Genomic DNA, 14,463 nt, shown 5'->3' on the forward strand with positions numbered 1-14,463 from the left:
GAATCCGAGCAGGCCACCAATGGAATTGCTCACGCAGGTAAGGCTTACCTAACCTTTCGGCGCCCCAGAATCGCGAACGCGAGCGTGGAGCAGATGATGAGGCCGAGCATCACGCCGGCCATCGGCACGGCCGTGCCCTCGCCCGCCAGGCCGACCAGCGGGGCCGCCAGGGCGCCCAGCGCGAACTGCAGCACGCCGAGCAGCGCCGAGGCGCTGCCGGCGATCTGGGCGGGCTGCCCGGCCAGCGCGAGCGCGCCGGTGCCGGGCAGGACGAGCCCCTGACCCAGCATGATCACGAACAGGCCCGCCACGATGCCGGCCAGGCCGAGCCCGGTGAGCGCGGCGGTCAGCAGCAGCGCGGCGCCCACCAGGCCGGTGACCAGCCCGACGACGACCAGGCGGGCGGGCTCCACGCGGCCCGACAGGCGGCCGCCGAGCTGGGCCATCGCGGTCAGGCCGAGCGCGTTGAGCCCGAAGATGAGCGAGTACTGCTGCGGGGTGGCGCCGTACACCTGCTGGAGCACGAACGGCGAGCCGGAGATGTAGCCGAACATCGCCGCGAAGGCCAGCCCGGCGGTGAGCGCGCAGCCCATGAACGAGCGGTCGCGCAGGAGCTGCCAGAAGGTGCGCACGGTGTGCCCCAGGCCGCCGCTCTCACGCCGGTCGGCGGGCAGCGTCTCGCGCACCCCCGGCAGCACGGCCAGCAGCAGCACGAGCCCGGCGACGCTGAGCGCCACGAACACGCCGCGCCAGGAGGTGAAGGCGAGCAGCTGGGCCCCGGCGATGGGGGCGAGGATCGGCGCCAGGCCGCTGACCAGCATGAGCGTGGCGAAGATGCGGGCGATGGCGGCGCCGTCGTACAGGTCGCGGACGACCGCGCGGACGATGACCAGCGCCGCCCCGCCCAGGATGCCCTGGAGCAGCCGCAGGACGATCAGCACGGGCACCGACGGCGCGAACGCGCACAGCAGCGAGGCCACCATGAACCCCGACACGCCCACGATGAGCGGGACGCGCCGCCCGCGCACGTCGCTGACCGGGCCGGCGACGACCTGGCCGACGGAGACGCCGATGAGACAGGCGGTGAGGGTGAGCTGGACCTGCGCGGGAGCGCTCAGCATCTCCTCGGTGATGGCGGGCAGGGCGGGCAGGTACATGTCGATGGACAGCGGGCCGATCGCCGACAGCGCGCCCAGGATGACCAGCAGCAGCCCCCGCCTCCCGCCCTTGGTCTCGCTCTTGCTCCCAATGGCGGTGGACGCGGCTTCTGCCACGGACATGCGTGAACCCCTTCCCCTCGCAGGCCGATGACCCACGAGGGCCGAGGGATCAAACCGGGATACGGTCCTCCTAATTCCCGGTTATCAGATATTTCACGATGTTTCGTTGAGCTGGATGACCCCGAACGCCGCGCCCTGCGGGTCGATGAGCTGCGCGAACCGGCCGGGCGGCGCCTCGGTCACGCCGGTGAGCACGTCCGCGCCCGCGTCGGCGGCGGCGTGCAGGGCCGCGTCGAGGTCGGCGACCGCGAAATAGGTCAGCCAGAACGACGGCAGCTCCGCCGGGGCCTCCGCGGGCATCGGGATCATCCCCGCGACGGCCGCCTCCCCCGCCACCCACTCGGTGTACGCCATGCCGCCCAGGTCGGACGTGCGCGACGTCCAGCCGAAGACCGCCGAGTAGAAACGCTCGGCGGCGGGCGCGTCCCGCGTGCACAGCTCGTTCCAGCAGAACGAGCCGGGCTCGTTGACCAGCTCCGCCCCCGCGTGGGCGGCCGCCTGCCAGGCGGCGGCGTAGGAGCCGTCGGGGGCCCGCAGGGCGACCATGGTGCCCTCGTCGAAGATCGCCATGGGCTCGGCCACGACGGTGCCGCCGGCGTCCCTGACCCGGCCGGCCAGCGCGGCGGCGTCGTCGGTGGCGACGTAGGTGTTCCAGAGCGAGGTGGAACCGCCGCCGCGGACGGGGCCGATCCCGGCGACCTTGCTGCCCTCGTGCACGAACATCCCGTAGCCGCCGGCCGCCGGGTCGTCGACCATGTCGGCCCGCCAGCCGAACAGGTCCCCGTAGAACCGGGCCGAGCCGGGGACGTCGGTGCTGGCCAGGTCCACCCAGCACGGGACTCCTGGGTCGTATCCACTGCGTCGCGACATGTGGTGCTCATCGCCGCGCTTCCCCCCGTTCTCACGCCTTTCCGGGGAACGGTCCGGTCAAGGGCCGTCCATTTCCGGGCAGGGCCGTCCGACGGGCGTTCGCCGGGCGCGTACCTGGGGGCCGGACCGCCCGGCGCAGTCCCTAAACTCGTGGCCATGGATTCCCCAGCCGTCGAGATCGTCGACCTGGTCAAACGCTACGGCGGCCGGACCGCCCTCGACGGCCTCACCCTGCGGGCCGGCCGCGGCGCGGTCACCGCCGTCCTCGGGCCCAACGGCGCGGGCAAGACGTCCACGGTCGAGATCTGCGAGGGGTTCCGCAAGGCCGACTCCGGCACCGTGCGGGTGCTCGGCCTGGCGCCCACGCTGCCCGAGCTGCGCCCGCGCGTCGGGGTGATGCTCCAGGCCGGCGGGGTGCCGCCGGCGATGCGCTGCGCGGAGTGGCTGCGCCTGGTCGCGCGTTTCTACGCCCGTCCCCACGACCCCGAGGTGCTGCTGACCCGGCTCGGGCTGGCCGAGCACGCGCGCACGCCCTACCGGCGGCTGTCGGGCGGGCAGCAGCAGCGGCTGTCGATGGCCGCGGCCGTGATCGGCAGGCCGGAGCTGGTGTTCCTCGACGAGCCGACCGCCGGCCTCGACCCGCAGGCCCGGCACGCCTGCTGGGACCTGGTAGGCGAGCTGCGCGGCGCCGGGGTGTCGGTGGTGCTGACCACCCACCACATGGAGGAGGCCGAGCGGCTGGCCGACCACGTCGTGATCATCGACAGGGGGCGCGTGGTGGCCGAGGGCAGCCCGGCCTCGCTGACCGGGGCCGAGCGGCAGCTCAGGTTCAGGGCCCGGCCGGGCCTCACGCTGGAGGAACTGCTCAACGCGCTCCCGGTGGGCAGCGCGGCCAAGGAGTCGCCGGCCGGCCACTACATCATCGAGGGCCAGGTGGGCCCCGAGCTGCTGGCCACCGTCACGGCCTGGTGCGCGGCGGAGGGCGTCACGGCCGACGACCTGCGCATCGAGCGCCGTACCCTCGAAGACGTCTTCCTCGAACTGACCGGCAGGGAGCTGCGATGACCCCCGTGCTCGACCTCTCGCCCGCGCCGGGCGCCGCGCCGTTCCCGCGCATGGTGCTCGCGCAGGCCGGCTCGGAGGTCCGCACGATGCTCCGCAACGGCGAGCAGCTCCTGCTCACCCTGATCATCCCGGTGCTGCTGCTGGTCGGCTTCTCGCTGGCGCCGCTGGTCGACGTCGGGGGCGGCCGGCGGGTCGACTTCCTGGTGCCGGGCGTGCTGGCCCTGGCCGTCATGTCCACGGCCTTCACCGGGCAGGCCATCGGCACGGGCTTCGAGCGCCGCTACGGCGTGCTCAAGCGGCTGGGCGCGACCCCGCTGTCCAGGGCCGGGCTCATGCTGGCCAAGACGGCCGCGGTGGTGGCCGTGGAGGTCATCCAGGCGGCGGTGATCGTGGCCGTGGGGCTGGCGCTGGGCTGGCGGCCCCACGGGTCGTTCCTGGCCGCCGCGGTGCTGGTCGTGCTGGGCACGGCGGCCTTCAGCGGCCTCGGCCTGCTCATGGCGGGCACGCTGCGGGCCGAGGCGACGCTGGCCGCGGCCAACCTGGTCTACCTGGTGCTGCTGGGGGCGGGCGGGGTGGTGTTCCCGCTGTCGAAGTTCCCCGAGGGCGCGCGGCCGGTCCTGGAGCTGCTGCCGATCTCGGCGCTGACCGGTGGGCTGCGCGCGGTGCTCGCCCAGGGGGCGGCGCTGCCGCTGGGGCCGGTGCTCGTCCTGGCCGGCTGGGCCGTGCTGACCCTGGCGCTGGTCTCGCGGCTGTTCCGCTGGGAGTGAGGGGGCGCGCCACCCCGCGTGCGGAGATGTCGTCCGAGGTCAGTACGCTCTGACGACTGCCCCAACCTGCCGCGCGAGGAGTTCCGTGACCGACTTCGCCCTCGACGATCCCTTCGATCGCCGCCCGGCGCTGCCCCGGCCTGGCCGCCTGCTGCGCCAGGCCGCGGACTCGATCCCGCCCTCCTCGCTCGTCCTGCTGGCCATCGTCTCGGTGCAGCTCGGCGCCGCGTTCGCCAAGAACCTGTTCGCCGTGCTGCCGCCGAGCGCCGTGGTGTTCCTGCGCATCGCGGCGGGCGGCCTGATCATGGCCGCGGTGGCCAGGCCGAAGCTGCGGGGGCTGGGGTGGCGTGACTGGGCGGTCGGGGCCGGTTTCGGCCTGACGCTCGCGCTGATGAACCTGTCCTACTACGAGGCCCTGTCGCGGCTGCCGATGGGCGTCGCGGTGGCGATCGAGTTCCTCGGCCCGCTGGGCGTGGCCGTGGCCGCCTCCCGGCGCCGGCTCGACCTGGCCTGGATCGGCCTGGCGGGCCTCGGCGTGGCGCTGCTGGCGCCCTGGGGGCAGCAGGCGTCGGCGAGCTGGTGGCTCGGCATCGGGTTCGCCCTGGTGGCGGGCGCGTGCTGGGCGGCCTACATCCTGCTGTCGGCGGCGGCCGGGCGGCGTTTCCCCGGCACGACCGGGCTGTCGTTCGCGATGATCGTCTCGGCCCTGGTGATCGCGCCGGTGGGCGTCACGACCGGTGGCGCCGACCTGCTGCAGCCGTCGCTGCTGCTGATCGGGCTGGGCGTGGGGCTGCTGTCGTCGGTGATCCCGTACTCGCTGGAGCTCCACGCGCTGCGGCGCATGCCCAAGCACGTGTTCGGCATCCTGATGAGCCTGGAGCCGGCCGTGGCGGCGCTGGCCGGCGTGCTGGTGCTGGGTGAGGTCCTGCACGTGCAGCAGTGGGCGGCGATCGTGTGCGTCGTGGCCGCCAGCCTGGGCTCGACGAGGATGACCGGGCGCTGACGTCCGGGCGGTAGGTGCCGCCGCGCGCCCGCGGGGATGGGGATCTCTCGGGCGCGCGGCGGAGGGCTCGGCTTGAGGTGGGCGGGTGCCGAGCCCGGTGAAGGTCAGCGGATGCGGGCGTCCGCGTGACCGGGCTTGCGAGGCTTCACGGAGATCCGTTCGTGAAAGCTTTCACAAACACATTACCGCAAAACGGACAAACCTTCTTAATTCGGACGGTAAAGAAACGCGGCGGGCGTCAGTGCTCGGCCCAGATGCCCCGGACGTGACCGATGTGCTCGCCCATCAGGTGGCCGACCGCCTTGCCGTCGCCGCTCTTGAGCGCGTCGAGCATGGCCAGGTGCTCCCTGGCGGAGTCGGTCAGCGAGCCGCGCTCGGCCAGCTGCGACAGGCCGTAGAGCCGGGCCCGGTTGCGCAGGTCGCGCACCACCTCCACCAGGTGGGCGTTGCCGGACAGGGCCAGCAGCTCCAGGTGGAAGCGCAGGTCGGCGTCGATGTAGGCGAGCAGGTCGGCCCGGTCGGCGGCCGAGACGATCTCCTCGGCGATCGGGCGCAGCCGTTCGAACTCCTCGGCGCGGGCGCTGTCGGCCAGCCGCGAGACGGTGGGCACCTCGATCAGCTCACGGATCTGGGTCAGCTCGTCGAGGTCGCGGTCGGACAGCTCGGTCACCCGGAAGCCCTTGTTGCGCACGGCCTCGACCAGGCCCTCCTTGGCCAGGTCGAGCATGGCCTCGCGGACCGGCGTGGCCGAGACGCCGAACTGCGCGGCGAGCACGGGCGCGGAGTAGACCACCCCGGGCCGCATCTCACCGGTGATCAGCGCGGCCCGCAGCGCGTGCGCGACCTGCTCACGCAGGCTCTGCCGCTCCCCCACTATGGGCAGGTCGAGCCGGTCCTCGGCAGCCATCCGCCTTCCCTCCTACTTCCACGCCTCGTACGCGGCCGCGGCGACCACCAGGTCCTCCCACGCCATGCCGGTGCTCTTGAACACCCGCGGGCCGGGACCGGCCACCACCCTTCCGGCGATCAGCTCGGCGAGGTTTCCGGCGAGATGACCAGAGGTGATCGTACCGTGGCGGATCGGGATGATCACGTCGCCGGCTTCCTCCAGGGCGGCCGATCTGGCCTCGACGACCACGGTGGCGCGGGCGACGAGGTCGCCGTCGAGCTCGCGGACGCCGGGCTCGTGCGACCCGACCGCGACCACGGTGACGCCGTCCCGGGCGAGCTTACCGGGGAACAGCGGCTGCGCGGCCGTGGTGCAGCAGGCGACGAGGTCGGCGGCCCGGAGCGCGTCGGCCACCTCGTCGGGCACCTTGTCGGGCACCTTGTCGGGCACCTTGTCGGGCACCTTGTCGGGCACCTTGTCGGGCACCTTGTCGGGCACCGCCGCGGCTTCGGCGGTGGTGGTTTCGGCGGTGGGGGGCCCGGTGGTCAGGGGCTCGGCGGTCAGGCCCAGGTCGCGGCAGCGGGCGGCCAGGGCGGCGGCGCGGGCGGGGTCGCGGCCCACGACCGTGACGTGCTCGACGGGCCGCACCTCGCGCAGGGCCACGACATGGCCGTACGCCTGCGGCCCGCTGCCGAACACCACCAGGCGGCGCGCGTCCGGCTCGGCCAGGTGCGCGACGGCCAGGGCGGAGACGGCGGGCGTGCGCAGGGACGTGAGGGCGATGCCGTCCAGGGCGGCGAGCGGGGCCAGGGTCGGGCCGTCCAGCAACAGGTACGTCCCCTGGATGCGGGGCAGCCCGCGCCCGGGGTTGGCGGGCGTGACGGTGACGGCCTTGACCCCGGCGTAGGGGCCGGCGGCGGCGGGCATGAGCAGGAGCTGCCCGGCCGGCAGGTCCACGGTCGGCCGCCGGGGCGTCTGCTCGGGGTCGAGCCCGGCGCGCAGGGCCTGTTCGAGTACGGCCACCGCGCGGCCCACCGGCACCAGCCGCTCCAGCTCGGGTCCGTCGATGTAGGGAAGCGCGCTCATCGCAGCGTGAACCCCGTTCCGATCGGGTCGTCGGGATCGAGCTCGAAGACGTGCCGGCCGGTGCGGTAGGCCATGCCCTCGATCTCCGGCACGATGCCCTCGGCCGTCACCTCGGCCACCCGCGCCCGGAAGACGGACCCGACGACGCTCTCGTGCACCAGGGTGCCGCGCAGGCCCGCGTCGTGCAGCAGCGCCATCCTGGCGGCGGTGCCCGACCCGCACGGCGACCGGTCCACCTCGCCGTCGGCGAAGACGGTGACGTTACGCTGCCGGACGCCCCGACCGGCCCCCGGCAACCCGCCGCCCACCGATCCGCCGCCCGACAGCCCCTCGCCCGGCAACCCCGCGCCCGACAGCTCGCCGTCCGCCGACCCGCCGTCCGGCAGGTCGTCGTCCGGCAGGTCGTCGTAGAAGATCACGCCGTAGACGCCGGACAGGCGGTCGTCGCGCGGGTGGCGGGTGGCGGGGTGGCCGGCCAGGGCGGCCTTGATGCGGCGGGCGTGCCCGACGAGGGCGGTCAGATGGCGGGGCTCGACGGACAGGCCCAGCACCCCAGCCGAAATCGACGCATAAATCGCCCCGCCGTACGAAATATCGACCTTCGTCCCGGCGACGGCCACGTCCCGGGCGATCACGTACGACGGGACGCTCACGAACGTCACCCCCGCCACCCGCCCGCCCGAGCACCGCACCCGCGCCCTGACCCGCCCCGACGGCACGTCCACCACCACGTCGGTCTCCCCGTCGGGGTCGGCCTCGACCAGCCCCTCCTGCACCGCGTACGCCCCGAGGGCGATCGTGCCGTGCCCGCAGGCGGTGGAGAAGCCGTCCTTGTGCCAGAACAGCGCGCCGAGATGCGCCCCGGCGTCGTCGGGCGGGACGAGGAAGCAGCCGTACATGTCGGCGTGCCCGCGCGGCTCGTGGCACAGCAGCCGCCTGACGTGGTCGGCGTGGGCGGGCGCGTTCTCCCGCCGGGTGAGCACGTCCGCCCCGGGGATGCCGGGGACGCCTCCGGTGACGATCCGGAAGGGCTCACCGCCCGTGTGGTAGTCGACAGTAGTGATCACAGTTCGAAACCCCTCCGGGCCCGGGTCGAGGAAGCCGCCAGGAGTAACATGTCACATTGTCACGTTCTGGAGAAGCCCCTGACGGGACCGTCCCACCTGGCCCGTACCATCGTTGACGTGAAGGAATCCACCGGCCGCCCCAACGTCCTCGTTCGTGCCCTGCGCTCGTTCTGGGCGCCGAGCGCGCGCTCGATGCGCGGCTGGGCGCTGGCCTCCGTGGTGGCCAACGCGGGCATCACGGTCACCGGTGCGGGGGTGCGGGTGACCGGTTCCGGGCTCGGCTGCCCGACCTGGCCGAGGTGCACGCCCGACAGTTTCGTGCCGATCGCCCATCCCGAGATGTCGATGCTCACGATGCTCATCGAGTTCGGCAACCGGCTGCTGACGTTCCTGGTGCTGGCGGTGGGCGCGGCCTGCGTGATCGCGGCGCTGCGCCTGGTCCCGCGCAGGCGGCCGCTGGTGCGCCTGGCGCTGCTGCAGCCGGCGGGCGTGCTGGCCCAGGCCCTGTGGGGCGGGCTGGTGGTCAGGAGCGCGCTGAGCCCGTTCACGGTCGGCATGCACTTCCTGATCTCGATGGCCCTGATCGTCGCCTGCTGGATGCTCTACGCCCGCGCCGGCGAGGGCGACGGTCCGGCCGCCGGAGTCACCCACCGCGACGTCCGGCGGCTCGGCCACGCGCTGCTCGCGGCCACGGCGGTGCTGCTGGTGGCGGGCGTGGTGGTCAGCGGCACGGGCCCGCACTCCGGCGACGTCATCGCCTCGCGGTTCGGCTTCGACATCGAGACGGTGGCCCGGCTGCACGCCGACATCGTCTACGTCGTCGTCGGCCTGACGTTCGCGCTGCTGTTCGGGCTGCGCGTGACCGGCGCGCCCCGGGCCGCCAGGCGGGCCGTGCTCGGGCTGTTCGTGGTGGAGCTGGGCCAGGGCGTGATCGGCTACACCCAGTACTTCCTGGCCGTGCCGGCCGCGCTGGTGCTGCTGCACGTGCTCGGCGCCTCGCTGGTGTGGATCGCCGCGCTGCGGGTGGTCACCTCGCTGCGCACGAGAGGCCCGCTGGAGGTCCCGGCCGCCGCCGCGCACACGGAAGCGCCCGCTCCGGTCTGACCGTTGTGCGATGGTATGGGGTGTGCTGCGACTCCCTAGGTTCTCGCGCAGGCTGCTGCGCCGTACGTATCAGGGGCTGGTGCTGGTCAGCGTGCTCGTGCTGGCGCCGATGACCTGGGCCTGGCTCGACAGCTCGCCGCACCGCGTGGTGGCCGACACCGGCGGCTGGCTGGGCCGGGTGCCGCCCGCGCAGGCCGCGCTGGTGCTCGGCGCGGGGTTGTGGCGCACGCAGCCCACGCCCATGCTGGCCCGCCGGCTCGACGTGGCGGCCGAGCTCTACCGGGCGGGCAAGGTGCGCGCGCTGCTGCTGTCGGGCGACAACAGCCGCAAGGAGTACGACGAGCCCACCGCCATGCGCGACTACCTGCTGCGCAGGGGCGTGCCGGCGGACGTGATCGTGCTCGACTACGCCGGGTTCGACACCTGGGACTCGTGCGTACGGGCCCGCCGGGTGTTCGGCGCCGAGCGGATCACTGTCGTCACCCAGGTCTTCCACCTGCCGAGGGCCGTCGCGCTGTGCCGGACGGCCGGGCTGGAGACGTTCGGCGTGGGCGACGACTCCACCCGCCAGTGGGCGGCCACCACGTACGCCTACGCCACCCGGGAGCTGCTGGCCACCGGCAAGGCCGTAGTGGACGCGCTGCTGCTGCACTCCGACCCGGTCTTCCCCGGGCCGCGCGAGGTCTCGCTGACCCGGATCCTGGCTCAGCGGGGCGCGCCGGGCGCGTAGCCGGGCGGCGGGGTGCCCCTGGCCATCCGGCGGGCGTGCACGGGCGGCACCGGGAAGTCGGCGCGGGCGGTGCTCATGCACTCCAGCAGGGCGCGCTGCTCCTCGTGGAAGGCATGCTCGTCGACGATGTGGCGGGCCGCCCGCTCGTGCAGCAGGCCCAGCTCGGTGGCGGCGAGCTGGTAGTCGCGCATGGCGCGCACGCCTTGCTTGCCGCCGTAGGCCCTGGCCCACTGCCTGGCCTGGCGGCGCCTGGCGAACGTGGACAACATGTAGATGTCGGCCGGCCCGACCAGCTTGGTCGGCTCGTACGGCGGCAGGTAGGTCTGGATGAGCGCGACGATGCGCCGCCGGTCCCTGAACACCACGCCGATCAGCACGACGAGCACCACCAGCAGCGCCAGGTAGGCCACCACGAGCCCGGGGAAGCCGCCGTAGGAGGCCAGGCCGTTCCACAGGCCGTGCAGGATCATCGCCCCCGACCAGCCGGCCAGCACCAGGAAGACCCGCTCGGGGCCCTGGCGCTGGGCCGCGTAGGCGACGGCCACCCCGATCATCGAGCTGAACAGCGGATGGGCGAACGGCGACAGGATGCCGCGCAGCACCACGGTGACCGCCAGGCTGCTGACGCCGTTGCCGTTGAGCGCCGACAGGTAGTAGCTGACGTTCTCGCTCATGGCGAAGCCGAGGCCGACCATGCTGGCGTAGATGATGCCGTCGGTGGGGCCGTCGAGCTCGGCCCGGCGGAACTTCAGCAGGCCGAGCAGCACCAGGCCCTTCATCGTCTCCTCGACCACCGGCGCGCCGAAGGTGGCCGCCAGGTTGCGGGCGCTGGTCGGCGAGAGCTTGGCGGTGTCGATGAAGTAGTGGAGGTTGAGCGAGTTGATCGCGCCGGCGACCAGCACGGCGATGCCCGCGCCCCAGGCGAAGGCGAAGATCAGGTTGCTGCGCGGCTCCGGCTCCATGCGGTCGAGCGCCAGCACGGCGGCCAGCAGCAGCGGCACCGGCGCCAGGGCGAGCCCGAGCGCGATGAAGAACTGCACCGGCTCGCCGTTGATCACGTCGAAGGAGAACGAGACCAGGGCGCAGATGCCGGTGAGGACCAGCCCGGTGATCAACGCGAACGACGGGCGGTCCTTCAACACCCAGCGTGGATCACGGGTCGCCATACCGTGACTTTAACGGATCGAAGGGCCGGGGTCCGTGCCGACCGCCCGCGCGGGACAGGCACTCCTCACCGTCCGGACACGCGCTTCTGGGGCGTCGCGCACGGCGGTCAGGACGGTCACGGCGGTCAGGCCAGCAGCGGGTCGATCGCGACGGCGAGGAAGAGCAGCGCGAGGTAGGCGTTGGACCAGTGGAAGAAGCGCATCGGGCGCAGGTCGACGCCGCTCTTGCCGGCGTTGAGCCGGGCCAGCAGGCGGTGGACCTCCCACAGGCAGACCACGCCGAGCACGGCCGCGACGACCGGGTAGAACAGCGTGGTGCCGGCCACCGGCCACAGGGCCAGCGAGCACAGCACGGTCGCCCAGGTGTAGGCCACGGACTCCAGGATCACCCGCCGCTCGGTGGCCACCACCGGCAGCATCGGCACCTTGGCCGCCGCGTAGTCCTCCTTGTAGCGCATGGCGAGGGTCCAGGTGTGGGGCGGGGTCCAGAAGAACACCACGCCGAACAGCACCAGGGGCGCCCAGTCGAGCCGCTCGGTGATGCCCGCCCAGCCGATCATGACCGGCATGCAGCCCGCGATGCCGCCCCAGACGATGTTCTGGGCCGTGCGGCGCTTGAGCAGCATCGAGTAGACGATGACGTAGAACAGGATCGCGCCGGTGGACAGCACCGCGGCCAGCCAATTGGTGGTGAGCCACAGGCCAACAGTGGACAAAATCCCCAGAACGATGCCGAAAACCAGCGCGCCGCGCGGCGACACCTGGTGCCTGGCCAGCGGCCGGCGGCGGGTGCGCCGCATCTTCTGGTCGATGTCGCGGTCGACGTAGCAGTTGAGCGCGTTGGCGCTGCCCGCCGACAGGGTGCCGAAGACCATGACGGCGATCGACTTCCACAGCGGCGGCAGGCCGCCGGCCGCCAGGAACATCACCGGGAGGGTCGTGATCAGCAGCAGCTCGATGATCCGCGGCTTGGTGAGCGCGACGTAGGCCTTCACGACCATGCCGAACGTGCGCGGCGCCCCGGGCTCGGTCGAGGGGGCCGTGGCCTGCCTGTTGGTCAGCACCGTCAAGGCGCTTCCAGCCTGTGCGGAGTCAACGCGTAACCTCTGATTAGAGCGGATCGATGAGTGGCGCCGTGGCGCCTCTGCGAACAACCAAACTGTAGTCGCAGGGGCGGACGGTCCGGCCAATGGGGGGCTTGCGCCATTCATGGACACGCGAGGGTGGAATGGGAATCGATCGCCAGCTCCACTCGGTTAGGGTCCCGTGTGGGCGGGATAGCCAACAGGTACTGCCAAATGACAACTAGATTCCGGAGATCGAGCACTTGAGCACCGAACTCGTGCCAGCCCTTGAATGGACCGACCTCGACAAGAAGGCCGTCGACGTCGTCCGGGCCCTGGCGATGGACGCAGTCGAGAAGGCGGGCTCGGGTCATCCCGGCACCGCCATGAGCCTGGCCCCCGCCGCATACCTGCTGTTCCAGCGCGTGATGCGCCACGACCCCAGCGACCCCAACTGGGCGGGCCGCGACCGGTTCGTGCTGTCGTGCGGCCACACCAGCCTGACGCTCTACATCCAGCTCTACCTGTCGGGCTACGGCCTCACGCTCGACGACCTGCGGCGGCTGCGCCAGTGGGACAGCCTGACCCCGGGTCACCCCGAGCACGGCCACACCGCCGGCGTGGAGACCACCACCGGCCCGCTCGGCCAGGGCCTGGGCAACGCGGTCGGCATGGCGATGGCGGCCCGCCGTGAGCGCGGCCTGTTCGACCCCGAGGCCGAGCGCGGCTCCTCGCCGTTCGACCACCACATCTGGTGCTTCGTCAGCGACGGCGACATCGAGGAGGGCATCAGCCACGAGGCCAGCGCCCTGGCCGGCCACCAGAAGCTCGGCAACCTCGTCGTCCTGTACGACGACAACCACATCTCCATCGAGGACGACACCCTCATCGCCAAGTCCGAGGACGTCGTCAAGCGTTACGAGGCCTACGGCTGGCACACCGAGAGCGTCGACTGGACCGCCGGCGGCGAGTACGAGGAGGACGTCCAGGCGCTGTACGAGGCGCTGGAGGCGGCCAAGGCCGAGACCGACCGGCCCTCCTTCATCCGGCTGCGCACGATCATCGGCTGGCCGGCGCCGAACAAGAAGAACACCGGCAAGATCCATGGCGCGGCCCTGGGCGAGGCGGAGATCGCCGCGACCAAGGAGATCCTGGGCATGGACCCGGCCAAGAGCTTCGACGTGCCGGCCGAGGTGCTGCAGCACGCCCGTGAGGTGGTCGCCCGGGGCCGTACCGAGCGTGCCGAGTGGGACAAGGGTTATGCCGAATGGCGCCTGGCCAACCCCGAGCGGGCCAAGGAGTTCGACCGCATCTCCCACCGCGAGCTGCCCGCCGGCTGGGCCACGGCCCTGCCCGAGTTCGAGACCGGCTCCTCGATGGCCACCCGCAAGGCCAGCGGCGAGGTGCTGGGCGCGCTGGCGCCGGTGCTGCCCGAGCTGTGGGGCGGCTCGGCCGACCTGGCCGAGTCGAACCTGACCACGATGAAGGGCGAGCCGTCCTTCATCCCCGAGGAGTACCAGACCAAGGACTTCCCCGGTAACCGCTACGGCCGCACGCTGCACTTCGGCATCCGCGAGCACGCCATGGGCGCGATTCTCAACGGCATCGCCCTGCACGGCGGCACCCGCCCCTACGGCGGCACGTTCCTGGTCTTCTCCGACTACATGCGCCCCTCGGTGCGCCTGGCCGCGCTGATGAAGCTGCCGGTCACCTACGTCTGGACGCACGACTCCATCGGTCTCGGCGAGGACGGCCCCACCCACCAGCCGATCGAGCACCTGTGGGCGCTGCGCGCCATTCCCGGCCTCGACGTCGTCCGCCCGGCCGACGCCAACGAGACCGCGCACGCGTGGAAGACGATCCTGGAGCACACCGACCGTCCCGCCGCCCTGGCTCTGACCAGGCAGAACGTCCCGGTCTACGAGGGCACGAGCGCCGACGGCGTGGCCCGTGGCGGCTACGTGCTGCGCGAGGCGTCCGACGGCCAGCCGCACGTGATCATCATCGCCACCGGCAGCGAGGTCGAGGTGGCCGTCCAGGGCCGCGAGCTGCTGGAGGCGCAGGGCATCCCGGCACGAGTGGTGTCGATGCCGTGTGTCGAGTGGTTCAACGGGCAGGACTCCGCTTACCGGCAGACCGTCCTGCCGAGCTCGATCAGGGCTCGGGTCGCGGTCGAGGCCGGCGTCGCGCTCGGCTGGCACCAGTTCGTCGGCGAGTGCGGCGAAGTGGTCAGCCTGGAGCACTTCGGCGCCTCGGCGCCGTACAAGACGCTGTACGAGCAGTTCGGGCTCACGGCCGAGCGCGTGGCGGCCGCGGCCAAGGCGAGCCTCGCCAAGCTGGGTCAGGACAAGGGCGAGACGACGGGAAACTGA

General features: G+C 72.6%; 13 protein-coding genes. 6 read left to right on the forward strand and 7 right to left on the reverse strand.

What is annotated here, in order from left to right; genetic code table 11:
* Nucleotides 1-44: 44 nt before the first annotated feature.
* The gene (locus ABZ459_RS42090; protein ID WP_357983318.1) at nt 45-1,280 is read right to left on the reverse strand and encodes a multidrug effflux MFS transporter; all 1,236 of its coding nucleotides are present in this window, start codon (nt 1,278-1,280) and stop codon (nt 45-47) included.
* A gap of 93 nt (nt 1,281-1,373) precedes the next feature.
* Nucleotides 1,374-2,150, reverse strand: a complete 777-nt coding sequence (locus tag ABZ459_RS42095) for a VOC family protein (protein WP_357983321.1) — start codon at nt 2,148-2,150, stop codon at nt 1,374-1,376.
* A gap of 156 nt (nt 2,151-2,306) precedes the next feature.
* Between ABZ459_RS42095 and ABZ459_RS42100 the strand changes: the two genes are divergently transcribed.
* The 3 genes from ABZ459_RS42100 to ABZ459_RS42110 all read left to right on the forward strand — a co-directional run bounded on the left by ABZ459_RS42100 (nt 2,307) and on the right by ABZ459_RS42110 (nt 4,985).
* Nucleotides 2,307-3,215, forward strand: a complete 909-nt coding sequence (locus ABZ459_RS42100) for an ABC transporter ATP-binding protein (protein WP_357983324.1) — start codon at nt 2,307-2,309, stop codon at nt 3,213-3,215.
* Nucleotides 3,212-3,982: an ABC transporter permease gene (locus ABZ459_RS42105; protein ID WP_357983327.1), complete on the forward strand. Its 771-nt coding sequence runs from the start codon at nt 3,212-3,214 to the stop codon at nt 3,980-3,982. The genes ABZ459_RS42100 and ABZ459_RS42105 overlap by 4 nt, the downstream gene beginning before the upstream one ends.
* An 85-nt stretch (nt 3,983-4,067) precedes the next feature.
* Entirely contained in the window at nt 4,068-4,985 is a 918-nt protein-coding gene (locus ABZ459_RS42110; RefSeq protein ID WP_357983330.1) for an EamA family transporter, read from the forward strand.
* A 238-nt stretch (nt 4,986-5,223) separates the two neighbouring features.
* On the opposite strand, the gene ABZ459_RS42115 is transcribed toward ABZ459_RS42110, so the two are convergent.
* Genes ABZ459_RS42115 through ABZ459_RS42125 form a run of 3 tightly spaced genes read right to left on the reverse strand, consistent with a single transcriptional unit; the run spans nt 5,224 to nt 8,027 of the window.
* Nucleotides 5,224-5,892 (reverse strand): GntR family transcriptional regulator, encoded by a 669-nt coding sequence (locus ABZ459_RS42115; RefSeq protein WP_357983333.1) that lies wholly within the window; start codon nt 5,890-5,892, stop codon nt 5,224-5,226.
* Nucleotides 5,893-5,904: 12 nt separating this feature from the next.
* Nucleotides 5,905-6,960 carry an ornithine cyclodeaminase family protein gene (locus ABZ459_RS42120; RefSeq protein ID WP_357983336.1) on the reverse strand — a complete coding sequence of 352 codons (1,056 nt, stop codon included), beginning with the start codon at nt 6,958-6,960 and terminating at the stop codon, nt 5,905-5,907.
* On the reverse strand, nt 6,957-8,027 hold the full coding sequence (locus tag ABZ459_RS42125) for a proline racemase family protein (RefSeq protein ID WP_357983339.1): 1,071 nt from the start codon (nt 8,025-8,027) through the stop codon (nt 6,957-6,959). Before ABZ459_RS42125 ends, ABZ459_RS42120 begins: the two co-directional genes overlap by 4 nt.
* A 117-nt stretch (nt 8,028-8,144) precedes the next feature.
* Between ABZ459_RS42125 and ABZ459_RS42130 the strand changes: the two genes are divergently transcribed.
* Nucleotides 8,145-9,131, forward strand: coding sequence for a COX15/CtaA family protein (locus ABZ459_RS42130; protein WP_357983342.1), 987 nt, complete (start codon nt 8,145-8,147; stop codon nt 9,129-9,131).
* A gap of 22 nt (nt 9,132-9,153) precedes the next feature.
* Complete coding sequence (locus ABZ459_RS42135; protein ID WP_357983345.1) at nt 9,154-9,861, forward strand: ElyC/SanA/YdcF family protein; 708 nt, start codon at nt 9,154-9,156, stop codon at nt 9,859-9,861.
* On the opposite strand, the gene ABZ459_RS42140 is transcribed toward ABZ459_RS42135, so the two are convergent.
* Nucleotides 9,837-11,027 (reverse strand): PrsW family intramembrane metalloprotease, encoded by a 1,191-nt coding sequence (locus tag ABZ459_RS42140; protein WP_357983348.1) that lies wholly within the window; start codon nt 11,025-11,027, stop codon nt 9,837-9,839. The two genes, ABZ459_RS42135 and ABZ459_RS42140, sit on opposite strands and share 25 nt — an antisense overlap.
* A 125-nt stretch (nt 11,028-11,152) precedes the next feature.
* Complete coding sequence (locus ABZ459_RS42145) at nt 11,153-12,097, reverse strand: heme o synthase (RefSeq protein ID WP_357983351.1); 945 nt, start codon at nt 12,095-12,097, stop codon at nt 11,153-11,155.
* 272 nt (nt 12,098-12,369) lie between these two features.
* Here ABZ459_RS42145 and tkt point away from each other — a divergent pair, with 272 nt between their 5' ends.
* Nucleotides 12,370-14,463 (forward strand): transketolase, encoded by a 2,094-nt coding sequence (gene tkt, locus ABZ459_RS42150; RefSeq protein WP_357983354.1) that lies wholly within the window; start codon nt 12,370-12,372, stop codon nt 14,461-14,463.

Source organism: Nonomuraea sp. NPDC005692, assembly GCF_040631115.1.
Lineage (GTDB): Bacteria > Actinomycetota > Actinomycetes > Streptosporangiales > Streptosporangiaceae > Nonomuraea.

Bases quoted from the DNA above. Each gene is read 5' to 3' on its own strand.
- ABZ459_RS42095 (WP_357983321.1), bottom strand. From the start codon at position 2,150: ATGTCGCGACGCAGTGGATACGACCCAGGAGTCCCGTGCTGGGTGGAC.
- ABZ459_RS42100 (WP_357983324.1), top strand. From the start codon at position 2,307: ATGGATTCCCCAGCCGTCGAGATCGTCGACCTGGTCAAACGCTACGGC.
- ABZ459_RS42105 (WP_357983327.1), top strand. From the start codon at position 3,212: ATGACCCCCGTGCTCGACCTCTCGCCCGCGCCGGGCGCCGCGCCGTTC.
- ABZ459_RS42115 (WP_357983333.1), bottom strand. From the start codon at position 5,892: ATGGCTGCCGAGGACCGGCTCGACCTGCCCATAGTGGGGGAGCGGCAG.
- ABZ459_RS42140 (WP_357983348.1), bottom strand. From the start codon at position 11,027: ATGGCGACCCGTGATCCACGCTGGGTGTTGAAGGACCGCCCGTCGTTC.
- ABZ459_RS42090 (WP_357983318.1), bottom strand. From the start codon at position 1,280: ATGTCCGTGGCAGAAGCCGCGTCCACCGCCATTGGGAGCAAGAGCGAG.
- ABZ459_RS42120 (WP_357983336.1), bottom strand. From the start codon at position 6,960: ATGAGCGCGCTTCCCTACATCGACGGACCCGAGCTGGAGCGGCTGGTG.